Consider the following 24002-nt stretch of genomic DNA (forward strand, 5'->3'; position numbering starts at 1 on the left):
TTCCCAGATGTCGCTTGGAGCCCCGCGTGGATCAGCAGAACACCCGCCTGATCTGCTACCTCCACTTTTGGTGGAGGTGTGTAAACGTAACCCTCAATGCCCTTCTGCCCCGGACTTACTGAGCTGCAGAGCCGCTCCATTCGCTACGAAACCGCACGTCAAGAAATTTTGTAAACCGTGGCCTGAATTCAGAGTCCATGGTTTACATTCTTCCCTGCCCCCGCCCAATGCCCCTCCATCCCTCAAGCGACGTCTTGGGATGCCTGCTTTTGCATAAATTGGCATGCCGTCTACGCTTATGCGGCCAATCGCCATTACGCGATCAGCCAACGGTTAGGCAGGTATTGCACCGCCTATACCCTCTAGATTTTCACTGAGCAGGGGGCCCCTCAGCGCCCCTGCGTGCTGGGATGCCCCGTCATGATCGAGTCGATTAGCCTGTCCAACATCGCCACCTATAGCGCCGTGAAGCCCGAAGTAATCAGCCTCAAGCCGGTCAACTTCATTTATGGGGCGAATGGGGCTGGCAAGACCACAATCAGTCGGCTCATTGATAAGCCTGGCATCTCAGCAGATTCCAGCATCACATGGCTCAGAAATACACCAGTGCCAGCAATGATCTACAACAACGACTTCATTGCCGCCAACTTCACTGATTCCAAAGAATTTCAGGGAGTATTTACACTAGGCAAAGCCCAGAAGGATCAGCTTGATCGACTCAAAGACCTTAAGGATGAAAGAAAGCGTCACGAGCAGCTGAAGGCCAAGTCAATCATTTCTCTTGATGGTGAAAACGGAAAGCCCGGAAAAAATGCTGAACTGGCCTCTTTGGAAACAAAGCTGCTAGGCCGATGCTGGGAGCAGAAGGTGAAGCATGATGAGCATTTTAAAGGGGCATTCACTGGCCTGAGGAATAACAAGGAAGCGTTCAAGGCGAGGGTTCTGCAGGAGCATACAAGTAACAAATCCGCCTTGGTGGACTTGGCGGATCTCCAGGCTAGAGCGGCAGTTCTATACGGTGATGAGCCTTCGAGAATAGCGCCTGTTCCCATTTTGGACTTATCGCGACTGACCGCATTCGAGACAAGCCCAGTTCTCTCTAAGAAAGTGATTGGTAAAGATGACGTAAGCATATCAGGCATCATTCAGCGGTTGGGTAATAGCGACTGGGTCAGGCAGGGTGTGAAATTTCTGGAGCACATGGACGAACAGTGTCCGTTCTGTCAGCAGGATCTGCCTCATGACTTCGAGAAGGAACTTGCCGAATACTTTGATGAAACCTTTGAGGCGGATTCAAAGGCAGTGTCTACTATGCGCGAAAATTATTACCAAGTTTCAGAGGATCTATTAATCCAAGCGCGTGCTCTGCTGGCTTTGGATTGCGATGAATTAGATAAGGACAAACTCGGCCCTGAGATTCAGGCGCTGGAAGCTGTCGTTCTCGTTAATAAAGGGCGAATGGACAGTAAGCTGGCCAGTCCAAGCACTGAGGTTGTTCTTGAGGATGTAGTGAATATTCAAACTGGTATAACCGGGCTTATTAGCGCTGCGAATGCGAAGATCGCTGAGCACAATCGCCTCGTTGCTAGCTTCACTGCTGAACAGAGCAAACTCACTGACGAAGTATGGAAATATATTTTAGACGTTGAGCTGAAGAATACTTTGTCTGATTATTTTTCTGGGAAAGACACATTGCAGAAGGCCATCGCCGGGATTGCATCGAGTCGGGATAGGGCTTCGGCTAGCATTGATGCTGTAGATGTCGAAATCGATAAGATTGAGACCGATCTCACAAGCGTGAAGCCGACAGTGACTGCCATCAACAAGATTCTTAGGAATTTTGGTTTTCGAGGCTTTTCACTCGACCCTGCCTGTGTAGGTAATTCGTATAGGCTGATTCGAGCAGATGGGAAAGATGCAAAGCAAACTCTGAGCGAGGGTGAGAAGACCTTCGTGACATTCCTCTACTTCTACCACCTGCTGAGAGGGAGCGTTACGACCTCGGGTATCACCAGTGATCGAATCGTGGTCATTGATGACCCTGTTTCTAGCCTTGATAGTGATGTACTGTTTATCGTGAGTAGCCTGATAAAAGAGCTATTCGTTGAAGTCAGAAAGCGTGGTAGTCATATTAAGCAGGTGTTGGTACTTACCCATAATATACATTTCCATAAAGAGGTTACTTACGATCAGCGTCGTAAGCCCGATCAGTCCCTCGCTGACGAGACGTTCTGGATCGTGCGCAAGCCCAACGAGCACTCAGTGATTGAATTTCACCCGAGTAATCCCATCAGAACCTCTTACCAGTTGCTCTGGGCGGAGCTGAAGAGAACGCCTTTGCCGGTGCTTACGCTGCAGAACACCATGCGCCGGATTTTGGAGAATTACTTCAAAATCTTGGGTGGTGTCGATACGTACCATTTGGTTGACGAGTTTGAAGGTATCGAAAAAACGCAGTGCCAGTCTCTAATGAGCTGGGTGAATGACGGGTCGCATTACGCTCCGGATGAGCTGTATGTGGCTATCAGCGACGCTATGGCAGAAAGTTACCTGAAGATTTTCTTCAAAATATTCAAGGCTGCTAAGCATGACGCACACTACAAGATGATGATGGGCGATGCTTATATCGATCTGGATCCAGAAGAGCTTGAAGAGGAACTGGCTGAGACCGAGGCTGGAGGAAATGATGTCGTTGTCGCTGGTGATGCACAAGCTGCTGATCTGCCCATAGTCGTTCCTGGGCCCGCCCCACTACCAGCCAGCACGGCCATGATGGCACCTACTGCTCCCAAATCTGAGAGCGACCAGCTTGGGTTCGATCAGGAAATACCATTTTAATGCCTGAATAGCCTCGGCGCGTTGTTTGCACTGAGGCTTCCAGTCCACAGGCTACTTTGATGTGCACGAGCGTGGTTATGTATGATGTTCGTAGCGTCTACAGCTACTGGGCGTTCGATTTATAGTTTTCCCCTCTCCCGAAATCCGAAAATTTAAGACTTAATGTTGTTCTTGATGAATTCGTTTATGCTTTTTGTGAAAGTCTCCCTGTATTGCTGGCTATAAATTTGTTTGGCTTCGTCGTTAAGCAATTGCAGGTTTTCGTAATCTAGCTCTGGTTTTGTGGCTGTTGAGTCGTAGAAGTTTAGTTGTGGGACTGAGGGGAAATCTAGTCTTGGTGAGCTTAATAGGAGTCCGCCTAGGATTTTTGCGGTTTTTGTATTGCTGTCGACGTTTCCTCGTAGAAGGCGATTAATGCTAGAAATTACTAGGTCAGCAACCTGTATTCCTGAGCTTTTTTCTGAGTCGTGAAATCTAGAGTCTTTGTTTAATAGTTTTGCGAAGTCGAGGCTAATTGCGGCGTTTGGCGCTTGAGAGTAGTCCGCGGCGTAAAGTTTTTTTCGCTTCTCTATTTCGTCGTTAGGTATGCCGGAGAAGCAAAAGCCGCCTCCGTAGTTTTTGAAGAGGTAGTTGTAGCCGGTTTCCATGTAGGGTATCCCTCTGGGCTCTTTTATAAAGCTGACTTCGACTGAGGGTGGCATCATTTTAAAAAATAGTTTCTCAAATATATGCGTGCCTTTTTTCTTTTTATCAGTTTTTCTATCGTATACCCAGGTGATCCTAGATAGCTCACGAGGGTTGGTGCTCGCATAGTGAACTAAAATTTTGTCAAGCATGAATGAGATGAGTGCTGACTGCAGGACTATTTGATTATATTCTTGGGTGCTTGAGTTCTTGATGAGGCTTGATATTTCTTTCAGTTCTTCTTCTATGAGTGAGATGTCCTCATTGCTGAGGTTGTCTCTTACGAGTGCTATGTAGTTTTCTCTTGCTCTTATCTGTGCTGCTTTATGTGAGTTTGTTTCTTGCTCGTTAAGTAACGAGCCGTTCGTGGTCATCGCGTGCGCTGTGCAGTTAGCACGTTTAAGTTTGTTAATGAACTCTATGAAGTATGGTGATTCGATGTTTGGTATTTTCTCGATTTCTTCTTCAGGCTTCACGCCTAAGTGTTTTTTTAGCTCTAGGAGGGCGTTTTTAATTTTGTTTTCGGCATTGTGCGGCACGGTTACAGCTCCTACTGTACACCATGCTTTTTCAATTTTTTCAGGGTCAGTGTTTTCGCGGAACAAGCCCGACTCATCTATATATATGTTCATAGGTTTCTAATTTCTCTTGTTGTGCTGGTTTATTGGTTTCAAGTGGTTTTGCATATGGCTCGGCGTGCTGAATTGCGCAAGCCGTCCGACACCTCGATAAGGTGGATAGTTGGTATCGTCAATCAACGTGTTTTCGCACCGTCCAATCTTTGGGGGCATTGACGTGGCTGGGCTTCTTGGTCACCCCTGTATAAGTGAAAGACAGTAGGTGCTGAGGAATCAGCAATTGAGTCGAGATATCCTGCTCGAATGTCTCGATCGAATAGGCGCGATAGCGCTGAGGCTCTTCGAACTCGGTATCATCATCTTCAGGGCGGAGCAGGTTGCCCGACGCAATACAGACGCGAGCAACGTACGGGCATTCTGGGTGCTCGCGAGCCTCAAGAACAACGTCTACCGCTACTTCGTCGGCCTTGCCTGGTAGAGCATGGAACTTATTGGCGTAAGGCAGGAGACACTCCGCAATAAAATCAAAGCTTGGGGCGGTCGATTCGTACCTCTGCAGATCGAACAACTGCCCGAAGCGGCGATCCTTGACTTCTTCCCGCAGCCTGCCATCACTGTCGAAAAAAGCCTCGAAAAGCATTCCGTCCAGCAACGCCCTGCGTTTTGCGTCCAATAGACCCCTGGTTTTCGCGGGGAAGTCTTCGATGAACTGCGTGGCTGTCCAGGCATTGCCGCACGCTGCCTGGTATACATTTCGCCCGATAATGAAAAGATTGTTTTTGGTGAATTTCCGCATTGTTTCCGGAACAAGCTTCATCACTGCGCCATTTTGCACATGCCATGTGAGCACCTTAAGGCTGCGAATGATCTGGTGAGAAGGCGTTGAGTCGTCCAGTTCCAGCAAACCATCTTTCAGCGCTTTTTCACTGTATTGGTCTATACGTGCCCCGACACTTCGATTGAAGAAAAATTCGGAGGCCAGTGACGTATGCTCCCAGGAAATTTGCTTTCCGTTGGTGGCTATATTTAGGGTGTTGCGAACCCGTTTAAACATTGCCTCTATCGTACAGTCCGGGGTGCCAATGTGTTTCAAGAGAGCGCTTGTGTATTTGCCGTTCCGCTGACCTATACCATCAGCTGCCGTCTGACCGGGTGACGTAGCGAATGCGATAAGCGTACCGCGTGGGACATATACGGGGGCCAGGCCTTGGGTGGCTGCTGATCGATGCCAGCGTCGCTCCCATGGGTTGTTACGGCAGGCGTCCAAAATGATCACATTGGTGGTGGTTTCCGCTCGCTCCATCGTTGCGATCACTTGGTCAAGTTCCATAGACGAAAATCTGGCGTCGACTGGGTCTTCCATGGAGGTATCTGTCGCCAGAAGGTAGTTTTTTCCTTCGATCTGCAGACCATGGCCGGCGAAGAAAAACAACCCTACGTCAGCGAGGTAGAGCTGAGAGCGGAATTCAGTTAAAGCCAGTTGCATGCCTTTATTGCTGACGTCCGTGACCTCATGTACATCGAATTCGAACTGCCGCAGGACGGTCGCGATGTCGTCTGCATCATGGCGGGGGTTGGCCAGAGGATTTCCAGGGTAGGCAGCGTTTCCAATGACTAAGGCGACCCGCTTCATAGGCTCAATTACTTCCTGTAGATGATAGATGGCGACACGACATTAGAGTCGGGTTGGGCACTGGAATCAATGGGTTGCGCTGGTCAACTGCGGTCGGAGTGAGCTGGGCTGCTTCTTCAATGGCGTGTGGTGGAGGCGATCCAGCGAAAGCGCGATGGCCATGTTGACCTCGCCTAGTGATATCGACTGGCAATTGCGTAGCAGCGCCGGGATCCAGCGTTCGGCCACTTGCACGCCGACTCCGACCAGGGCTTTGTCCTTGGGTTTGTGCGAGCGAGCAGGCAAGATGGCGACACTGTACTGTTTGGTTAGGTTATGGTGCTGGGGTTGATGTCAGGCAAAGGGGCGATGTGCTCGCCGTTCCCGTCTCCCTCGGCGTGGCGATTGCCATAAACCGTCTCGTAGCCACCGGATACTGCCTTGGGTTGGAGCTTCGGATACACATGGATTTAAAGATTGCGTGGTGGAACTGCCGTCTCTCGGCTCCTTCAACCCAGGCCCAGCCCCACGAAGTGAGCGCCGGTTTACTCTCAGTCATTTTGAGCATGCTCGATTCGGGTGTTGATCTCCTCTGTCTTTGTGAGGTGAACGACGAAAATATCTCTGAGCTCCAGCAGAAGCTCCTCGCAGCCGCTGTGATTCATGAAAGATACGCCTCTTTCAACGTCCTCCCCCTGTACTCCAAAAGTGGCAATAAAATAGACGACTACGCCGTCATTTACCGCAGCGATAAGCTGCATCCGTCGACGAGTGTGGTGGAACTTAATGCCAAGGCGGATGTGACTGAAAAATATCTTAAGGTTGGCCGAAAAATTGGTTTCAAGCTTAATGATGGTACTGACATATGGTTGATCCTCTGCCATTGGCAGAGCCTGGCCGTTTATCCGGAGGATTCGCACGCGAGAACAGAGGTTGGCCAGACGTTGCGAGGGTATGTGGGGGACATTTTTGATGGCGATCCAGATGCTCTCATTGCCATCTGTGGCGACTTCAATGATGAGCCTTTCAGTCGGTCAGTTCAGATGGGGCTTAAGGCAAGTAGGGATATCAGCTACGTTATGTCGCGTAGCAAGGCGTTATTCAATCCCTTCTGGCGGTTGATTGGCATCACTGACTTGGTTGCGGGAAGCCATCTTCCTGCTGGGACTTGTCAGAATAAAGATGCACAACACATGACCAATTGGAGGACGTTTGATCAGATTATCCTTTCTTCCGGTTTCCTAAAAAATGGTTGGCGCTTTGTCGATAGCGGTGTTGAGGTTTTAAGTCGCTTTGACCTTGCCGGCGATAGCTTGACGTGGGCTGATCTCTCTGATCATTATCCAATTACATGCAATTTGCAGAGGACGCTCTGATGAATTTTCTTCAGGCAGTTAACGTAGGGCTTGAAAAGTCTAAGAAATCCTTAGAAGCACGTAGACAGGTCGACGAGGTGTTCAACCAGGTCAACTGTGATCTGAAGGGATTTTCAGAGGGTGAGTTGCTGTTAGAAAGGGCAGTTTCGTTCATTGCACGAGCCGCCTCGCTTCATGGGGTAATCACTGGTGTCGAGTCGGAAGATCTTGAGCACGATAAACTTGTGCTGAAGCTAAAAACTCAAGCTGGAACCTTCACCGAGGAAGTCGCCGGGTGGAAGCAACGAGCAGCTGGGTTCCCCTGTATCCTAAAGTTTGATGGGCAGGAGCTGAGTTGTGGCAGCTCGCAGCACCTTTCCGAAGGGATTTTCGAACTGTTCGGATCTATTCGATTTGGGAGTGCGGTTGGCAGACTCGTAAGCAAAGCCCGCGAAGCGATTTTGAGTCAGGCTACTTCAGAAAAATCTCTAGGCGGTGATGGTGTTCAGAAAGCTTCGCCCAACGAATCGACTGGTGCTGGAGATACGCCCACGCCGAATAAAAACCTGCAAAATGACAGCGAAGAATTAGAGCCTTAAAGCATTGGCTCCGTATTTTTAACTTGCGTATGTCTTGATCAGAGGCAGGAAATTCTTGGGCGTGAGGTAGTCGTCATCCAGTCAGTGATAATACAAACCTCAACCCTGTTAGGATTGCCGCCTCTGCTCCAAAGTTGAACTCCTGCCCTCCGCATTTGTTCTCTCTAGAAGAAGGCTATCCAGGCAGATCCTTGATCCAGTACCTCCGCACCGTCGCCTCTGGCAAATTCAGCTCCCGACCAACCTGAGCTTTGGTCATGCCACTGGCCTTCAACTCCAGCACAGCTCGGATTTTATCGGGGTCGGTGGGCTTGCCACGGTTACGCTTGATCAGCCCTTCACCGGCTTCCCAATGTCGCTCCAAGCCCTCTAAGCCCCCTTGAGCAACGAAACGCTCCAAATCCTCTGAGGCCTTCGCCATTACCTCGCCAGGTGATGTCCCATCCTGAAGGGCTTGGCATAGAGCGACAAGTGCGACTAGGTCGAAATCCAGAGTGGCTGCGATTTTGCTCAGCTTGGCCAAAGAGGCCTGCGTTTTACCTTGTTCCAGTCGCGAAAAATTGGCCTGGGAGCTGATCTCGGCGAGCTCTTCCTGCGCAGACCCTCGCAAGTCGCGCAGGGCTCTGACGACTGCTGCTATCTCGTTCTGCATGCTGACAACGCCCAAAACAGAGGATAGGGCCACAGCTCGTTACCGCCAATAAATATCGAAATCTGGCAATAGTGGCGGTAATCGTTTATGGTGACCGCACTGACGACAGTCTCGCTGCGCCTGTCTGCATGGGAGCTGGGTCAGGTGATGATCAATTTATTAGAAAGTCGATGTCAGCGAGCTGAACATGAAGCTTCACATACTCTCGGATCTACACTGCGAATTTTCGGATTTCGTCCCTCCAGAGCTGGCGTGTGACGTTGTCGTGCTAGCTGGGGACATTCACGTAAAGTCGAAGGGCGCGAAGTGGGCGAGCGAGTCGTTCAGCAGGCCTGTTCTGTACGTACTGGGCAATCACGAACACTACAGCGGTAATCTTGACCGAACCTACAACAAGCTGGTTGCCTCCGCTGATAAGCACGTGCACGTGCTTGAGAACGAGGTCTGGGAGCACGCTGGGGTGCAGTTTTTGTGTGCGACAGGCTGGACGAGCTTTGACACGACGGGTGACGCAGTGGCCGCGAGTTGGTGTGCTCGTGACAGAATGAATGACTTTAGAGCGATTCGGGTTGGTGACCAGTTTCGGCGCCTGCGTCCAGATGATTTGGTCGCAAGAAATCGACAGACCAGGGACTGGCTCGCCGCTCAGCTATCACAGCCATTCAATGGTAAACGGGTAGTTGTTACTCATCACTCTCCGCTTATGCAGTTTGTAACGGAACAAGATGTTAATCCACATATGCGGGCAGCCTATGGCAACGCCTGGGATAGCCTGCTGTCCTTTGATATTGATCTCTGGATTTTTGGGCATACCCACTGCGCGGTCGATGAGTATGTTGATGGCGTGCGTTTCGTGAGTAATCCGCGTGGTTATCCATCTGAAGAGACTGGTTTTCGCCCCGATCTTGTAGTCAGTATATAGTTGCTTGATGGAGTTATTGGTTTTGGTTCCCTCCGTACAGTATTAAATCTCCAGTAGAAGTGTGATTGGAAAGTTCATGAGTGTGATGAGTTCCCAGGCGCGAGTTGGTGAAGGCTACGGGCGGCTGCCTGATTCAATGCTAGTCAGACTGGCGATGGCGCAAACGCACGATTGGGGTGCGTTCATAGACGCGTATCTAATTGATGGTGCAGCAGTGGGGGATCGCTTTGCCGCGTATGTCTATCACGATCGCTCCGGTCAGTTGGAAAACGGAATGACGGTTGTGACACCCGCTGTCGAAATGATTGCCCAGTTCGAAGGAATGGTGCTGTTGCGCACGATGTCGGGCAACGATAACTACGTGCTGGTTAGCCGGCTAGAGGTTGCCTGAGGGCTTTGCGTGCAAGTGGGGGGAGCCATGCTTCGTGGGCCCACATGGCGGATAGTTTATGGGTAACGGAAAGTTAAAGTGCAAGTAAGGAATAAGCATGTCTGACTTGAAAAAAATTAAGGTTGTTATCAAAAACTACGAAACACAGGGGCTTGGTGATCTCGATGCACTGTATGGTCGCGTTAGGCTTGAGGATGAGCATGGTAATACGTTCTATTTTGAAAAAGTTGTAATGCTTAAATATCTTCAGCGTCACGGTGCCATGGCTACCGATGTTCCGCGTGTGTGGTATTTCAAGCACTTATCTAAGAAATCAATCGTGGTGCTGGCGTTTGAAAAGAATGGTGGCCAAGTTGAGTATGATTTGGATGACCTGCGCGTAATCACGAGAACGGCGATGTTAAGAGGGATTCTTATGACGTTGGCTGCCGTGCCTATGGGGGTGATTGCTGCTACTGCAACCTTCGGTATTGGGCTTGTGCTGATACCGATGGGGTTGTGGTACGGATACAAAAATGTTTTTAAACTCCCCAAAATGCTCGGGCGTAAGACGTTGTTGAGTGACTTTGCGAAAGCTGGTGTTGTGGTTCGGTAAAGTCCTTTGGGGCAAGTACTGCACGACTAGACTTTGCGAGCGATTTCTTTTGCGGTCGGGGACTATCAGGGCCTAAGGACTATGTCACAGGTCTACCTATTTGAGGTTATGCTGCGACGCTTCTGCTCATTTTTGAAGGCAACATAGGATGCTCAGATGACGATCGCTGCTGCAGTCTTTGATGCCTTCGGAACGCTTGTCGAGATTCAGCGACCAACTCACCCTTTTCGAAAGCTGATCCAGGAAGGACGGCGCCAAGGCCGTAAGCCTCAACCGGATGATCTTAGGGTCATCATGACTCACCAATTATCACTGGCAGAGGCCGCTTCAGCTTTTGGTATCAGCGTCACCGCTGACAGTCTCGGGCGACTTGAGCAGTCCCTCGAAGACGAACTCGCAAGCATCAGGCCATTCCCGGATGCTTTGCATGCAGTGGGGATGCTGCAGGCAGCTGGTGTGCGCGTTGGCGTTTGTTCCAATCTTGCGTCGGCGTACGGCCCTGTTATCCGCCAGATTTTTCCGTACCTGCATGGCTATGGGTTCAGCTACGAAGTGGGCGCAATGAAGCCCGAGCCGGCTATTTACCGCGCCACCTGTGAGCAGCTTGGAGTCAATCTGGGTTGCGACGAGGCGGAGGGACGCGTCTTTATTGTCGGCGACTCAGCCCGCTGTGACCGTGATGGCCCTCGCCAGTTAGGGGGCTGCGGGTTCCTTCTACACCGAGGGGGAAAGGGGGATTTTTCGAATCTCCTCGAATTCGCGCAGGCTGTGTTGGAGCGCTAGTGAAAGTGGCTCCTGGCGAGGCAAAGACTGGTGGGTAGATCGTTCATCGACCTAGTATCGAGCCTCCGCGCACCGGGCTGACCAAGGCCTCGTTCTATCACCACTACCCGAGTAAGGACGGTTTGCTCCGTGACGTTTTGAAATGGACGCACGAAGGCATGGCATCGGGGCTTTTCGCCATTGCCTATGAGGACGATCTCGCTCCAGTTGAGCGCCTTGAGAAAATGGGCCGTAGGGCAACTAGGCTATTCCAGGACGACACCGTGGGCTGCCTGATGGCCGTGGTTGCTGTGGACGCCAGCTATGGGAAACCAGAACTGCTTGAGCCTATACGCTCATTCTTCGATGAATGGGCCAAGGCATTTGCTCACCTGTTCGCTGGGCTGCGTAGCGAGCAATGGGCCCTGGTTCAAGGGCAGCAGCTCGTGGCGGATATTGAAGGCGCTATTTTACTGACTCGGATTCATGGTGATTCGACGTATATTCAGAGGGTAATTCAGCGTGCGACGGATCAGTTGATAGCGTCGGAGAGCGGATCGGCCTGATTACGTCAGGATGAGGCGTCTTGGGTTTCCGAAAATGGCAGCCGGAATCGCTGCAAGGGGACTTTCAGTATGTTGAGGGGCAGGTACGAGCGGAGGTTGAGCGGGGGGCGCGAGCCAGCGACAGCGTCCCGACGTAGACCCTACCTGGCGATATCCGAACACGCAGCCAGAGATGGGCAGGAGGGCTCATGGATCATGTGAAGCAGGCACTCGCGGAGGCTGAGCGCGTCTTCGGAGATAAGGGGAAGGCCGCAGCGTGGGTGTCGCAGCCACGCCCGGTTTTCGGTGGACGCTCTGCTTTGCAGCTTTCGGGCGATGAAGTCGGGTTTCAGAAGGTGAAAGAAGAGCTGAGCCGGATCGAACACGGTTTTGCCTGCTAGACCCGCTTCGCTTCCTGTATGGGGAGCGTTGCTCTATCCGCAGTGAGTATCATCGGACAGTGTCGGACAAAATGTTGCTCAAGCGACAAAACGGTCAAATTTGCGACAACTTGTTCACCCCCCCCTCTTGAAAATTTTAAAGCGAGACGGAGTTCTATATTTGAAGACAAGAGAAAAGCTGCATTGGCCCAGGCGCCGCATTTCCCACAGAATTTCGCCGGCTTTTACATCTGATTTTTACGGCTTCTAGATCACACGGTTTTGAGGACTGAAGGTGAATTTGAGGTTGGAATGGTGGGGCTGGGGGCGGAGGAGAAATCGCTTTACTTTGCAGCCGCAGGCTGCTGCTTACGCTTTGACGTCAAATCAATAGGGCTTTTTTGCTGGGATCAGTTCGCCTGAAATTACACCCGTCTCGTACAACAAGCGTATGGCTTCGGGACGCGCTAGGGGCTATGTTGCCAATTTATTGATAATGCGAGCCCAACACCGAATCTTATGACCGCATTGTCTGATGGCCAGCTTTGGTTTCTTGCATGCAGGGCGTATGGGCGCGATATGCCGTTGATCCTTGGATCGTTTGTCAGCGCCTACCAGCGTCGCCCAGGATTTGAAAGTCTAGTCCGTGTTCACCGGTCGGCTATCGGTGTAGGTGGCTTCACGGCGCTTCAGGAGGCTCTGACGAAGCACTACCCAAATGGCTTTCACCAGCATCAAGGTTGCCTGGAGATTCGCGAGCCTTTGGGGTGGCATCTGGTACGTCACCTGCAACATAAGCTGATCAACGATGGACACGCCCCTGAGTCAATGCGCGACCAGCGTTTAGCAGGAGACCTTGGGCTTTGACCCTCTGCGGTGAAGTAGTCAGTCGTCAATTCGGTCGAGACGATCCTGATGGGCATCGCTTGTGCCGGCCTTTTGGCCTGATCTCTTTTGCAGCTGTTCGGACATCCACTCCCCAGCTGAACGGGCCCTCAATAGCGCGAGGGATATGACATGAGTCCATTCATTCCCTTGTGACTTGAGTCGATCGCTGCGAGTTGAACGCGCTGGCTTCTGCCGAGGCCGGGCTCCGATACCGCTGTGCTATCCCAGGCCCTGAATGTCAGGCATCATCGGACTGGCTTGTTGTGGCAATGTGCCGGTGGACTAGGTCAGGCGGAGAGTCAGGATGAAGGATTCGTTTTCAAGACGTCACGGTTTCTCGCAGGTCGATGAGGCCGAAATCACCGTACGAGAAGATGCACCGCAAGCGCTGCAGGAATACTTGATTCAATTGAGCTACGACTGTGGTCTCAAGCCCTCAGACCTGCGCCAAATCATCTGCCAAACCTTGAAGGTGTTGCCCGATAAACAGAACTGGAGTGAGAGGCCCAATATCCACGAGGAAAACGTCCAGCGGCTTGAGCAGTGCAAGTGGTTCAAGGTGTATGACGTCATTGAACGGCTCGATGACTACTTAGGCAACCGCAACTACGACGGCGACGTGTACGAGCACTTTACGACTGAGCTGAACGAGTTCTTCATCGAGCACGGCATAGGCTGGAAGCTGCTGGGTGGCCGCATTGAAATGCGTGGTTCTGAATCCTTTGAGCAGGTTCTGACCTCGGCGAAAGATACCGAGCATCAATATGGTCACGTCACGGCCAGCAAGGAATTGCACCAGGCGATAGCTGATCTCTCACGTCGACCGTCTCCAGACCCTACGGGGGCGATACAGCATGCCATGGCTTCGCTGGAGTGCGTTGCTCGGCAGGTCACTGGCGACCAACAAGCGACCTTGGGGAAAATCATGAATGATTCCCGAGTACTGATTCCAGCGCCATTGGATCAGGCTGTCATCAAAACCTGAGCGTATGCCTCGGAGTTCGGGCGGCACATCCAGGAAGGGCGTGAGCCTTCTTTCGAAGACGCAGAGCTCGTAGTTGGCCTGTGCGCCTCGGTCAGCAGCTATTTGATCAAAAAATCGAAGTGACTTAAGAGGGCTCACAAGATGATCTGGGAGAGCTGGTATTGGAAACATCCGCTGCTAGAGATGGCCGATCGTCTTGAGCACCTCAAAACGCCCTGTGCCCTGTCTGATGAAGAACTTGCTCAGGTTGAGCGAGACATCTTCATCGGATTCTACTCGGTCAGGAAGCTCCTAGAGGCTCCTGCGAAGATCACCGACAAGACCCGCCACCTTTCTATTCCCCTTCGAAAGCACTCAAACCTGAAGCGCGTGACATGGGGTAACAACTACCGCCTAGACGAGCTCTACGACCTCTCCAAGGCCGGCCAGGAGGGGCGAGACGTGAAGTTTTTGTGCGGACAGATCATTCATAGCTTCGTCTTCGCGCCCTGCATGTCGGAGGGTGGCGGACTGGACGGTGCATTCTTCAGTTCAGATTTCGACAAGGATAAATTCCTTTACTTCATCAGTATCGATGAGGTGATTTCGTTATTTCGACAGGTCGGGAATGATGACCCTTGTGACATTAAGTGGTCACGTGATCCTGAGACAGGGAAAGAGACGCTTGTCGTGAAGTGAGTGCCGTGATAGGTGCCAGATGGAGGGGAGTTCAGTCGATGGCGTATTGTGCTCCTTCACGATCAGGCCTACTGAGGCAAGTAGGCCCTGAATGTCCTGCCAGGGTACGGGGGCCATGATCTGTAGGCGGATTGGGGCCCCGGTCTAAGCTGGGTCGGGGGGCTGGCGGACAATGATCACATCGCACAGCCTTGTTGATGTGATTCGCAGCCTGCAGACCACTTGCACCGTACAGTTAGGTGCCTTTCCTTCGTGCTGACAGCGGGCTAGCCCAACATGGCTTATGCGCCCTCGCTGTTCTTGATCTCTTCTAGCCGCCTCCTAGCTCGTGCAAGGCTGTCTAAGCAAGTGATGGCAAGATGCTCGTGCTCCGAAAGCATACTTTCCAACGCACTTGCGATAATCACAAGTTTATCAAAGGCTGCGAGATCCTCTGCGCGTGCAGCTATACGCGATGCGGCTGCGCAATAAAAAAGTACTGCGTTAGTGGCCAAGTAATAAGCGAAAGAGATTTTTTCAGCTTTTAATCTTTTAAAGTAAGCTAGTTTTTCGTCATCTTGGCAATGTATGAGTTCGCCTAGAAGTTGATTGAATACGTCGCTTCCAAAGCCGTGCGTAGAGTCGGAGGCACTTGAGAATAGTACGTGATAAAAAAGGGCGTGGCCGGTTTGTTCAAAACGGCTGTAAGCGTCGGGCCAGCCCTTGGTGCCCTGTTCTAGGTCGCCGAACATGGATTTTATTACTAAATATGATTGTTCCAGTTCTAACCCTCGTTCAGCTGATTCTAGGTGGTCGTTGTTCACTCCGTATTCATGCCATTTTCGTGCGTTTTTTAATGTCTTGTTGAGGTATCCCAGCAAAAAGCTCTTAGGTCGCGCGGATGTTTTGTCATCACTAAATAGCATTAAGTTGATTGAGTTTTCTAAGGATGTCCTTGATAAAGCTTCGGCAGCGCTATGGCTTTTGATTTTCAAGCTTTGTAGGATGCCGTTGTTTAAATCTGTTATCACGTTTGCCACCTTATAGCAGCAGACTTTCGTGCTTAGCTTGAAATCGCCTTTATCGTCGAGATTGACTTCATAAAGTGTCTCGGAGATTTTTCTTTGGAGCTCCTCAAGCTCTCGAAGGTGCCGTTGGTGAGCTATAAAATCCTTTGTGTAGTGGTCTGGGTTTTCAAAAAAGTCCATGTTTTCTCTCCGGTTCAATGTCATCTCCCTGGCCCCTGATTGTACGGAGTCACAGTAGATAGCGATTTGTCGGCCCCTAGGGGCATTTCTAAAGCGGGTTTTAATCTTGCGATAAGATGCGCCGGGCCATTTAAAGCTCTTCGCAATGGTCTACGTGGGGTGGTTGGACGCTCACCGTCTTTCAAGGCTGCTTCGTGCGCCGACACGTTGCCGAACGCGACGCCGTCGAGCCAGCCATCGATGCTAGCCGCCACCTTGGCGCTCTTGCCTTTGCCGGTCTAGGTGCGGGCAATGCGGCATGCCAAGAGCACCGCTTCGCTATCCGAGTTGTTGAAGACAACCTTGGTCAGATTGCCTGTATGGGCGGCGAGCGCTGAGGGTGCGCCGTATTCGCGGATCTGTGCCCAGGAAGGCGATGCGGAAACGGCGATGCATTTGCCTGCTGCTTAAAAAACACAGTTGACGCAAGCTTGATAGTTGACGTGATGCCCCCATAGAAAGCTCTCGCCCTCCCGCCCCAAGGAATGAAGCATCATGAGCAACCCCGTTGTTTTTGACTCCAACGTCTGGGAACAGATCGCGGACGAAGCCAAGCGAGCAGTCGCATCCCCGGCTGTCCAGGCCCTCTACACCCAGATCACCACCCAAGCGATCACGCCTTTTTTCTTCGAGGGGATCGTGAACTTGGAGGCTATTCCAAGAAAGGCGCGGAAAGCCTACCTTCAGGGCTACCGGCCTTCTTTTACGATGTCTGTCGACGATGAGGTAGAAAGCCAATCTCGGGGTACTCTTCCTTCAGATATCCCGGAGTATCTTGAAGCAACTGTTGAGAAGGCAGCAGCGCTCGGCTTTCGCTTCGTTCACCTCCCTCGCATTGGAGCCCCAAGGCATCCATTGGCAAACCAACACAAGGCATCAGAGACCCTGGAGCTTCAAGACCGTCTTGACAGGAGCTTCGAGTGCGTGAGGTACATCGAATCCCTCGGTTGCGGGAAGGAGGCACTGATGGCGATGCTTGATGATCAACAGAACGGATTAGTACCCGCGCTCCAAGACGATCCGATTGCTGAAAAGAAACTCGCAAAAGGAGTTGCCGAATGGATGGATGGTGATGCACTGGCTGCTACTTACGGTTACGGTTTCGAGTACTTCTGCACAAACGACGCGGGTGTAGGGGCGGGTACTAGCTCGATCTTGCACCCCTCGAATCGAACGCTTTATGCCCAAAAATACAACGTAAAGATCGTTACCCCAGAGGAGCTTATCGCCGGACTGACTGCAGCTGCCTGATCTCGCCGAATGCTTAGGGGATCTCCTCAAGGGCCAGGCGCGTAACTGCCCGGTTAACACATCTTCCTCACCGTGCTGCTGAAGGCCATGGTGTCCACCTAGTTTAAGTGGACACCATTTCTGGCCCATCAGATTTCTAATGCACGCTGAGCGCCGCACCTACAGCAAGTCTTTTAAGGCCCAGGTTATTCAGAGGACTTCGAACCTGGCGCTTCCATCGTAATTATCGGCTTGGGTTCCGGATCCGGTCTAGGCAGGCTCGGGGGCTGGTGGGCAGTGATCACATCGCACAGACTGGTTGATGTAGGTAGGGATGTCGTGATGGAAGTCCCGAATTTTTGCCGGATGGTAGTGCGCTTTGATGCACTCTGCAGGAATGTCTGATCGCACAACGTAGCTCGGTGACGACGATATACCCAAGGGGCGTTTTGTCCGAAGCTGCCCCCATTCCGATAAGATAATTTTCGCTACATCCAGCTTCTGTGCAGGTGGAATGAGCTCGATCGGGATGTCCACTTCCAGTACTGTCGGAATGCCAATTGTCCGCAGCCGGAGCCTGTAATCCTCGTCGTAACGTCCCCCGCCCAGCTTCGCAGCGAGTGCCAGGAGGTACTCGCTGCCGTTGATTATGTAGTGACCGAATTCCCTAACCATCTTGTTGTCATCCACGGACAGCCAAATCTTGCCCCGTTCACTTGACTCACGGTGCTTCATCTTCTCGATGGCCTGGTCGAGACTGGTCGGTGGTAGATCCGCAAAAAGCTGTCGAAATTTCTTGATGATCGAGTCGGCGTTTTGCCCCCTAAGCCCATGCTCGTAGTAGCTCGAAAGCGACTCAGGGCGGCACCCGTGAAAGGCTTTGAAGTGGGTATAGAACGAGGACATCCGATCGCAGAACTCTGGTACTAGGTCATCGTGATTCGGCAGCCAGTCCAGGACGTCCGACCAGCATTGAGGCCTGCGCTGTTCCAATAGTTCTACCAGGCTCGGCGTCAGCAAAGGCTTTGCGTATGACCGGACGTGTTGTAACCAGGCACGTCGGTTGCGCCAATCCAAAACTTTATGTGTCATTTCGACTTCCAGCTTCCTGCTGTCAACGTTGCATGAAAAAGGGCCCCGCGTGGAGCCCTTCGTTCCCACTCCAAGGTCTTACTGGGCCAGCCAGCTCTCGACTTCCTGTGCGCCGTACTGGGCTTTCCAGTCTTTTAGTGTTTTGTGGTTGCCGCCCTTGGTCTCAACGACTTCACCGGAATGCGGGTTTTTGTAGACCTTTAGCTGACGAGGTTTGCGAATGCCTTTCTCGGCAACGGCACCTGGGGTACTACGGCGAGTTGCAGAATGCGGGTCGAGGATCGCGATGATATTGCGCAGGCTGTAGCCGTACTCATTCAGTAGGTCACGAAGCTTCTTTTCGAATTCGATCTCGCGTTTAAGGCCATCATCATTTTTGAGAGATTCAAGCTCGGCCAACTGGGCAGCCAATTGCTGCTCCAAAGCACGGAATTCTGCGAGACGGGACATTTTTTCGCTCCTAATTGGGTGTTGAACCATTATCCAGTTGTGGCCGGGCCAAAGTCTAGCAGTTGCTGCGCTGGCTACTGCCATGGCGACACTGGACGCGAGCGAAAAGTAACAGGCGTCGCTCCGTGATTTGGCGTCCAGTTTGGTAAGCTCGTTCTCCGAGTACTGCACCGTGACATGGTCGCTGAGCTAAATTTCTCGCAAAAATCGCTTGTGATGTGGCTCGGCTCCTGAGCCCCTCAACTCACCCTTCGGTACTGTCAGTAGGAGGTTTGAGATTTAATAAGTGGTGATAAATAGTTACGTCGGATCCATTGATTCTACGTGTTTCTTTATAATATCTGGCGTTAAAGCTATTTCCTTGAGTGATTATAGGCTCTAGGCCGCTTTTGTAGTCGTCGTCAAAGTCGTCATAGTCACTTTTCTCGATGTGTTTGACGTAGGATTCGCATAGGTGTGGGAAAGCGTGTGTGGCAGCATATACTACTACGAATATTGGGCTCATACCCATCGAGTTGTATCTGCCGATCTTGTTCAAGTGTTCATCGACTTTTGTAGTGTCAATGGAACTTCCAAGTCTAAAACTTTCAAGTAGGAAAACCGGCTTGCTCCTGCTATCCCGTACCCAGCCGTCAATCTCGCCAACACCCTTACCGCTACCTGAGCGCCCAGTGCGAGACTGATCAAGCATCGTCCAGTTCAGGAAGCTCATTCGTTGGCATACGAGCGATACAAGCCAGTCATTAATCATGTCTTCCTCATCCAGCATGATCGTGCTCGTAGATGCGGGTGCTGATTTTTTGCGCTGGAGATTTCCGTTTCGTTTAAGTAACTCCAGGCCAATATGCTCCATGATCTCGAATAGGTATTCATCAATGCCGGTCTTGGCATTCATGAAAATTTGACTTTGATCGTGCGCACTCATGTTTTTAATGGTGAGCCATGCAAGGCGGAGCTTGTCAATTGAGGAGTCGATCTCAATGCCCAAAGCTGGCAGCGGCCTAGGGAGCTCAATGGTGCCAGTGCTTCTCAGGCTCTTCTCAAGGTCGGCGATTGTGTCTTCCGCGTCCTTTGGTAATGATCGATGAGTAATTCGTACTTGATGGAGGTAAGACAGTGCCTCCGTGGGGCCTACCGTGCGCTTGAGGAACTCTGCTCTCAGCGGGGCCAGCTCATAGGCTTTCTGCTGTTGACTTGATGCTATTCCCCAGAAACGCTTGAAGTCGTCAGGACGCTCTGTGGCCAGGCAGAGCTGCAGAATATAATTTAGATCAACTTCACTGAGCTTGGCTTGGAGATCCGTCTTGAACGTTTCGTCGTAGGTGTCCAGCCAGCGATCTAAGTAGAACTCTAGCGGTTTGGGTCTAGCGGTGTCGGTGGGCCAGGATAGCGCAGCTTTGATTAGGCCTGTCGCATTTTGCAGCGTTGGTTCAACGTCAAGTACACTGCTGAACAGATCAAGTGCTTTGGCGTGATCCACAAATATAGTAAGGGACGCGATGAGGTATCGTTTGAAGCTTTGGACTTCATTGATTACTTGCTGCTCGTCTGATTGTGGTTCGTAGAGCCTGAGTTTATTTATTTTTTCTTCATCAGTAGTTTTTCTGTTGTCAAAAATCTCTTTCAAGTCAAGTTTTGACGATATTTCAATAGTTTTGTTTTTGAAGGTTTTGTGAGAGTATTTCCTAACATAGTCTAGGTATTCTCTGGCGATCTTCATCTGACCATTGTTGGCGGCTTTCAAAATGATATCGAAGGCTTCGGGAGTCCAGTTTGTTGCTGCTTCCTCTAGATTGCGCTCGGCTACCAGGCCCAGCACGAGTTTCTTTTTTTCATAGGCAACGGTACGTTCGAGCATGATAAATAGTGCTCTTAAAGGCGCCTCTCTCCGCTGCAGAATGTCAATCAGTTCTTGAAATTCTTTCGGAGTGAACTCGTTAGCTGCGTTACAGACCGCTGGCCATAATCTGACGGGGCTGTAGTCTGAGTTATCATGCAAATAGTCAAAAATTCCAGAATGGTGTTCTGAGAGGAAGCCAAAGCGTTCGATAATACCCATGATTTTGCGTGCAAAAATGCGCTTTTCAGTTGCGTACTCTACGGCGTCATCACTTTGCGTGAAAAGTTTCAGTAGCAAGCGGGTGTGCATGCGAGCGGCGAATACAGTGTCTCGTTTTTCTTTGATGGTTTCTGATGGCACCATCACGGGTTGATCATCGAGGGCACTGATCCAGATTTCGCGCTGCTCGGGTAGTGCGTTTGTATAGACCTTCAACCATTCGAGTTCATCAAAGGCGAGTGGATCATCAACCGCGTTCGTGTCGCCATTCAGACGGTCATGCAGGAGCCCCAAATAGCTTTCGATCAAGACTCTGCATGCACTTGGGGCATGGCTGCTTGGAGTAGGGCTTAACTTCGCTGAAGATAAAATCCAGTCAAGATGCCAGAATAAAATCAGCCACCCGCCGAGAGGCATATATCGGTCGCCAACACGAGCTTTCTTGAGGTGTTCTTCCGTCCGATTTATGAGTATTTGGGAATGGTCTTCTACAAGGTATCTAACTTGGCCTGACTCATTCAGATACCTGACTGTGTTTATGGCATTTTGGAGGCTAGGCAGTCGGGTATCTGCAATTAGCTTGTCACGAGAGTTGTAGTCGATCTCGTGGGTGGCAAACCAGGCGATCATTTCGCAAAGTCGATCTACGACCTCAGGTAGGTCGGACGTACGAAAATATTGCTCGTAGCTGTTGTAAAATACTTCAAGAGCTTGTGCCCATACCAGGTCGCCCCAGACCTTCTCATATGAAGCATGATCTGATATGGGGCGTTTGCTTCGAGAGATATTTTTGTATGCGCTAATCAAACCAAATTGATTTGTCTCCGGGTTGGAGAGCAAGAAGCAAAGATATGGAGGGTGATATACGTCGCTAAATAGGGCTCCAGTCAACTTAGGAGAGCGGTGGGCTAGTTCGATTAGCTTTCGAGTGAGTGGGAAACTGTCTCTAGGGGAGTAGACATTTTGCTCGCGCTGGATTATTAGGTGAACTAAGTGCTCACTAATGCTTCCAGTGTCTTGGAATCGATAATGCGTTACATCACGCCACCATCTCGCGCCTTCCATGAGCGTGGTGGGAGGAGCACTCGACAAATTGTAAATCATGCTGTGAAGCTGAGACAAATCAAGCGCTTCACAATAGGATTCAGGTTCTTGGCTCACCTCATCAGGTTGTCCCGGTCTCTTCCGCACCACTAGAGGAGATGGTTTCCTGGTGATGGCTCTAACACGGCTATGGCTGATAGCGACATTGGCAGCGCAGTCTTCCCAGCTATCAAAAATATTCCTATCTGCAGCGATATAGTTTAAGGCGCATTCAAGGAATTGTTTGACGTCGATGCCCATATCGAAATCGATTTGGAATATAGCAATTGTGCCAGTGGCCAATCACATCCTGGTGATGTACTCGGCAAAAGCAGCGTCTGGATCATTTGAGTCGTCTATCAGTCGTTTCCAGAGATAGGTGCCTACGCCTTTTACGTCCTCACGCTTAACCTTCATCCGATAGCCTCCGACGCGAGGGTCAAAAGTATCGGACAGGAAGGCTAGGTCGATCGGGACAATGTCTTCTTGCCCAAGTCTTAGCTGAGGCGGTTCCCAGTCATCCTTTAGGTGCCTCAGAGCGTACAGGAGGGAATGTGCATCCAGCTGATGTCGGAGCTTGGTCGGCATGCCGGGAGTTGAGGGCACCTTCGCTTGCACTGTCAGGTAGTCATCCGGGAATGCAATAACACGGGCCTGCTCAAGCTCGGAGACGTCCACTGGGTAGGCCAGACAGAACTCTGCACCTTCCACCGTTGGCCAAGAATCTCGTCCCTCCAGCAGAGCTGTTACGTTTTCTCGATTCAGGGGTCTTGGGTAAATTTGCGCAGAGAGAACGTACTGAGCGATCCGCTCGTGAAGGGGGTTTGGACTGGCAACGCGCCAAGGGTGCGTGTCGTTGTAGAGCCCCAGCTTTCTCTCCAGATCCTTGATCAGCTCATACGAACTCATGTTCTTCCGAAATCCTTGGTGGTCGCTCACTGCGTCGACGCCTGAGCAGGTAGCTTACTGAACGGGCATAGGATTTTCGATAATTCAATGCTTCTCTAAAGCGAACAAATAGCGCTGAGGGCTGGGTTGCGGGCCACTGGGCAAGCCGGCGTTTAGTCGCATGATCGCCCGATTAGACCGCAACAAGTTGGCGTTTCAGGCGGCCCTGGAAGACGACGTTATCGGTACAAACCAGCAGGATGGTGCTGAAATTGGATCAGCCTGAGAAACCCTAGATGACCTCAAACATGGAAGGAGTACATCTGTACTCTTGGCTCGGAGTTTGGGGCATCACCGTCATTCAACTTTGGTGAGCGCCCACCTACGATTGAGCAGCCAGTAGGGAGGCCTGCTACTCGGTGTGCACTCGGATCCCGCCCTCATCCAGGGCCACCAGCCCCACCTCGGTTGGCACGCCAAGGTACTCATAGATCGCTCGCACCTTGCTCACAAAAGCTTCGTCTGCGCTGAGTAGGATGTGGGCATGGGAAGCAATTGCCGCATGGGCAGCATCGCTTATGGCGGCGACATGCCGATTCTCACGGTTCAGTTTGCTGTCGCTCATGTATCCGATAAGGTTCAGCAGGTTGTATATGGCTGTGACCTTTTCATGAACATGCATCTCCCGTCCGTACAGCGAGTTAGCCGCGATGCCGAGGAAGTTTTCGATCGAGTAGCCCATGTCGCGGTAGCCTTCGAGTTGCTGGTAGGCCTGCCATATTTTCTCGATGACACGGGGCGGCTTTATGTTGTTGAGCTCCTTAGGCCCGATTCCAACAGAAGTCCGATAATTGTTCACTCCCGACTGAGTTGGCCCACCGCTCAAGTGTTTATGCATCTCGCCGGCAGCCATCGCGGACACCTGGGCGTACTGAGTCTCCAGGTTGCCTATGTACTGCTCTATCGGGGCGCGCAGGTGAGGTAGGGTAAGATCGATCTCGGCCAGGTGAGCTTTGAGGCTCTCGATGAGGCCCCCAAAGGCGATGATTTGCTCAGCGGCTATGTCAGCGAACGACGAGTCGCTGCGTCCTCCGTATAGCTTGAGCGTAGTCTGATGGGTTGCCGCCAGCATGATGTCGTAGACCGGTTCGATCTGAAGATAATTATCGTAGGCATGAGCCGGTGAAGTCTCGTGGAGGATCATTTCGCCGGTAGGCTCAAAGCGCTCATTGAATCGATATCTGAAGTGCATAGCGTTCAAGGCTTCTAGAGCAGTCAGGAACTTTTCAGGATTTCCACTGCGTTTGATTTCGCGCAGAGTGTCATCCGAATAAATGATCTGCAAGCGTTCAGATATAGATGTGAAAAAGGCAGGGTCTTTTTCTTTAACAGCCATGGATAGGACATTTTGATCGATGTATACGGTCGTCTTTCCCGCGTATGCTGGCGGGTTGGAGTCACTAGTCATATTGAATACCTCTCCAGTTATACAGGTTAGGATCCCCAGCCG

Annotated in this window: 21 protein-coding genes and 1 pseudogene; 12 read left to right on the forward strand and 10 right to left on the reverse strand. The window is 51.2% G+C overall.

Features of this window, described 5'->3' with window-relative positions; all coding sequences use genetic code 11:
- Positions 1-420: 420 nt before the first annotated feature.
- On the forward strand, positions 421-2838 hold the full coding sequence (locus ACK2SD_RS09990) for an AAA family ATPase (RefSeq protein WP_412462010.1): 2418 nt from the start codon (positions 421-423) through the stop codon (positions 2836-2838).
- Between the two features lie 152 nt (positions 2839-2990).
- Here ACK2SD_RS09990 and ACK2SD_RS09995 read toward each other — a convergent pair whose 3' ends face one another.
- The 3 genes and pseudogenes from ACK2SD_RS09995 to ACK2SD_RS10005 all read right to left on the reverse strand — a co-directional run.
- Positions 2991-4127 carry a DUF3800 domain-containing protein gene (locus ACK2SD_RS09995; protein WP_412462011.1) on the reverse strand — a complete coding sequence of 379 codons (1137 nt, stop codon included), beginning with the start codon at positions 4125-4127 and terminating at the stop codon, positions 2991-2993.
- A gap of 145 nt (positions 4128-4272) precedes the next feature.
- Positions 4273-5733, reverse strand: coding sequence for a caspase family protein (locus ACK2SD_RS10000; RefSeq protein ID WP_412462012.1), 1461 nt, complete (start codon positions 5731-5733; stop codon positions 4273-4275).
- Between the two features lie 93 nt (positions 5734-5826).
- Positions 5827-6071: pseudogene (locus ACK2SD_RS10005) on the reverse strand (IS21 family transposase); the annotation flags it as partial.
- A 105-nt stretch (positions 6072-6176) separates the two neighbouring features.
- Here ACK2SD_RS10005 and ACK2SD_RS10010 point away from each other — a divergent pair.
- Complete coding sequence (locus ACK2SD_RS10010; protein WP_412462013.1) at positions 6177-7088, forward strand: endonuclease/exonuclease/phosphatase family protein; 912 nt, start codon at positions 6177-6179, stop codon at positions 7086-7088.
- Positions 7088-7666 (forward strand): hypothetical protein, encoded by a 579-nt coding sequence (locus ACK2SD_RS10015; RefSeq protein WP_412462014.1) that lies wholly within the window; start codon positions 7088-7090, stop codon positions 7664-7666. The genes ACK2SD_RS10010 and ACK2SD_RS10015 overlap by 1 nt, the downstream gene beginning before the upstream one ends.
- A gap of 175 nt (positions 7667-7841) precedes the next feature.
- Here ACK2SD_RS10015 and ACK2SD_RS10020 read toward each other — a convergent pair whose 3' ends face one another.
- Positions 7842-8318: a helix-turn-helix domain-containing protein gene (locus ACK2SD_RS10020; RefSeq protein ID WP_412462015.1), complete on the reverse strand. Its 477-nt coding sequence runs from the start codon at positions 8316-8318 to the stop codon at positions 7842-7844.
- Between the two features lie 187 nt (positions 8319-8505).
- Between ACK2SD_RS10020 and ACK2SD_RS10025 the strand changes: the two genes are divergently transcribed.
- The 8 genes from ACK2SD_RS10025 (at position 8506) to ACK2SD_RS10060 (ending at position 14464) form a co-directional block, all read left to right on the forward strand.
- Positions 8506-9240, forward strand: coding sequence for a metallophosphoesterase (locus ACK2SD_RS10025; protein ID WP_412462016.1), 735 nt, complete (start codon positions 8506-8508; stop codon positions 9238-9240).
- Between the two features lie 76 nt (positions 9241-9316).
- A complete protein-coding gene (locus tag ACK2SD_RS10030; protein ID WP_027615082.1) occupies positions 9317-9631 on the forward strand; it encodes a hypothetical protein in 315 nt (104 codons plus the stop codon).
- Positions 9632-9728: 97 nt separating this feature from the next.
- The gene (locus tag ACK2SD_RS10035; RefSeq protein WP_412462017.1) at positions 9729-10226 is read left to right on the forward strand and encodes a hypothetical protein; all 498 of its coding nucleotides are present in this window, start codon (positions 9729-9731) and stop codon (positions 10224-10226) included.
- 156 nt (positions 10227-10382) lie between these two features.
- Positions 10383-11009 carry an HAD family hydrolase gene (locus tag ACK2SD_RS10040; RefSeq protein ID WP_412462018.1) on the forward strand — a complete coding sequence of 209 codons (627 nt, stop codon included), beginning with the start codon at positions 10383-10385 and terminating at the stop codon, positions 11007-11009.
- Between the two features lie 122 nt (positions 11010-11131).
- A complete protein-coding gene (locus ACK2SD_RS10045) occupies positions 11132-11554 on the forward strand; it encodes a TetR/AcrR family transcriptional regulator (protein WP_412462019.1) in 423 nt (140 codons plus the stop codon).
- 188 nt (positions 11555-11742) lie between these two features.
- Entirely contained in the window at positions 11743-11934 is a 192-nt protein-coding gene (locus ACK2SD_RS10050; protein WP_027615076.1) for an MbcA/ParS/Xre antitoxin family protein, read from the forward strand.
- A 1171-nt stretch (positions 11935-13105) separates the two neighbouring features.
- Complete coding sequence (locus ACK2SD_RS10055; protein ID WP_412462020.1) at positions 13106-13786, forward strand: AbiJ-NTD4 domain-containing protein; 681 nt, start codon at positions 13106-13108, stop codon at positions 13784-13786.
- A 141-nt stretch (positions 13787-13927) separates the two neighbouring features.
- Entirely contained in the window at positions 13928-14464 is a 537-nt protein-coding gene (locus tag ACK2SD_RS10060) for a hypothetical protein (RefSeq protein WP_412462021.1), read from the forward strand.
- A 281-nt stretch (positions 14465-14745) separates the two neighbouring features.
- On the opposite strand, the gene ACK2SD_RS10065 is transcribed toward ACK2SD_RS10060, so the two are convergent.
- Positions 14746-15651, reverse strand: a complete 906-nt coding sequence (locus tag ACK2SD_RS10065; protein ID WP_412462022.1) for a DUF5677 domain-containing protein — start codon at positions 15649-15651, stop codon at positions 14746-14748.
- Positions 15652-16185: 534 nt separating this feature from the next.
- Here ACK2SD_RS10065 and ACK2SD_RS10070 point away from each other — a divergent pair.
- Positions 16186-16941 (forward strand): hypothetical protein, encoded by a 756-nt coding sequence (locus ACK2SD_RS10070; RefSeq protein WP_027615072.1) that lies wholly within the window; start codon positions 16186-16188, stop codon positions 16939-16941.
- A gap of 249 nt (positions 16942-17190) precedes the next feature.
- On the opposite strand, the gene ACK2SD_RS10075 is transcribed toward ACK2SD_RS10070, so the two are convergent.
- The 5 genes from ACK2SD_RS10075 to ACK2SD_RS10095 all read right to left on the reverse strand — a co-directional run bounded on the left by ACK2SD_RS10075 (position 17191) and on the right by ACK2SD_RS10095 (position 23888).
- Positions 17191-18012 (reverse strand): hypothetical protein, encoded by an 822-nt coding sequence (locus ACK2SD_RS10075; protein ID WP_412462023.1) that lies wholly within the window; start codon positions 18010-18012, stop codon positions 17191-17193.
- 78 nt (positions 18013-18090) lie between these two features.
- Entirely contained in the window at positions 18091-18462 is a 372-nt protein-coding gene (locus ACK2SD_RS10080; protein ID WP_027615070.1) for a histone-like nucleoid-structuring protein, MvaT/MvaU family, read from the reverse strand.
- Between the two features lie 244 nt (positions 18463-18706).
- Positions 18707-21865, reverse strand: coding sequence for a hypothetical protein (locus tag ACK2SD_RS10085; RefSeq protein WP_412462024.1), 3159 nt, complete (start codon positions 21863-21865; stop codon positions 18707-18709).
- Between the two features lie 42 nt (positions 21866-21907).
- Entirely contained in the window at positions 21908-22513 is a 606-nt protein-coding gene (locus tag ACK2SD_RS10090) for a hypothetical protein (protein ID WP_412462025.1), read from the reverse strand.
- Positions 22514-22904: 391 nt separating this feature from the next.
- Positions 22905-23888, reverse strand: coding sequence for a hypothetical protein (locus ACK2SD_RS10095; protein WP_412462026.1), 984 nt, complete (start codon positions 23886-23888; stop codon positions 22905-22907).
- Positions 23889-24002: the final 114 nt, after the last annotated feature.

This window comes from Pseudomonas sp. SC11 (genome assembly GCF_047039205.1).
In the GTDB taxonomy this organism is placed as follows: Bacteria; Pseudomonadota; Gammaproteobacteria; order Pseudomonadales; family Pseudomonadaceae; genus Aquipseudomonas; species Aquipseudomonas boreofloridensis.

Excerpts from the sequence above, each read along its gene's own strand:
- ACK2SD_RS09990 (WP_412462010.1), top strand. The coding sequence starts at position 421 with ATGATCGAGTCGATTAGCCTGTCCAACATCGCCACCTATAGCGCCGTG.
- ACK2SD_RS10000 (WP_412462012.1), bottom strand. The coding sequence starts at position 5,733 with ATGAAGCGGGTCGCCTTAGTCATTGGAAACGCTGCCTACCCTGGAAAT.
- ACK2SD_RS10010 (WP_412462013.1), top strand. The coding sequence starts at position 6,177 with ATGGATTTAAAGATTGCGTGGTGGAACTGCCGTCTCTCGGCTCCTTCA.
- ACK2SD_RS10015 (WP_412462014.1), top strand. The coding sequence starts at position 7,088 with ATGAATTTTCTTCAGGCAGTTAACGTAGGGCTTGAAAAGTCTAAGAAA.
- ACK2SD_RS10020 (WP_412462015.1), bottom strand. The coding sequence starts at position 8,318 with ATGCAGAACGAGATAGCAGCAGTCGTCAGAGCCCTGCGCGACTTGCGA.
- ACK2SD_RS10025 (WP_412462016.1), top strand. The coding sequence starts at position 8,506 with ATGAAGCTTCACATACTCTCGGATCTACACTGCGAATTTTCGGATTTC.
- ACK2SD_RS10030 (WP_027615082.1), top strand. The coding sequence starts at position 9,317 with ATGAGTGTGATGAGTTCCCAGGCGCGAGTTGGTGAAGGCTACGGGCGG.
- ACK2SD_RS10035 (WP_412462017.1), top strand. The coding sequence starts at position 9,729 with ATGTCTGACTTGAAAAAAATTAAGGTTGTTATCAAAAACTACGAAACA.
- ACK2SD_RS10040 (WP_412462018.1), top strand. The coding sequence starts at position 10,383 with ATGACGATCGCTGCTGCAGTCTTTGATGCCTTCGGAACGCTTGTCGAG.
- ACK2SD_RS10050 (WP_027615076.1), top strand. The coding sequence starts at position 11,743 with ATGGATCATGTGAAGCAGGCACTCGCGGAGGCTGAGCGCGTCTTCGGA.
- ACK2SD_RS10055 (WP_412462020.1), top strand. The coding sequence starts at position 13,106 with ATGAAGGATTCGTTTTCAAGACGTCACGGTTTCTCGCAGGTCGATGAG.
- ACK2SD_RS10060 (WP_412462021.1), top strand. The coding sequence starts at position 13,928 with ATGATCTGGGAGAGCTGGTATTGGAAACATCCGCTGCTAGAGATGGCC.
- ACK2SD_RS10065 (WP_412462022.1), bottom strand. The coding sequence starts at position 15,651 with ATGGACTTTTTTGAAAACCCAGACCACTACACAAAGGATTTTATAGCT.
- ACK2SD_RS10070 (WP_027615072.1), top strand. The coding sequence starts at position 16,186 with ATGAGCAACCCCGTTGTTTTTGACTCCAACGTCTGGGAACAGATCGCG.
- ACK2SD_RS10075 (WP_412462023.1), bottom strand. The coding sequence starts at position 18,012 with ATGACACATAAAGTTTTGGATTGGCGCAACCGACGTGCCTGGTTACAA.
- ACK2SD_RS10080 (WP_027615070.1), bottom strand. The coding sequence starts at position 18,462 with ATGTCCCGTCTCGCAGAATTCCGTGCTTTGGAGCAGCAATTGGCTGCC.
- ACK2SD_RS10085 (WP_412462024.1), bottom strand. The coding sequence starts at position 21,865 with ATGGGCATCGACGTCAAACAATTCCTTGAATGCGCCTTAAACTATATC.
- ACK2SD_RS10090 (WP_412462025.1), bottom strand. The coding sequence starts at position 22,513 with ATGAGTTCGTATGAGCTGATCAAGGATCTGGAGAGAAAGCTGGGGCTC.
- ACK2SD_RS10095 (WP_412462026.1), bottom strand. The coding sequence starts at position 23,888 with ATGGCTGTTAAAGAAAAAGACCCTGCCTTTTTCACATCTATATCTGAA.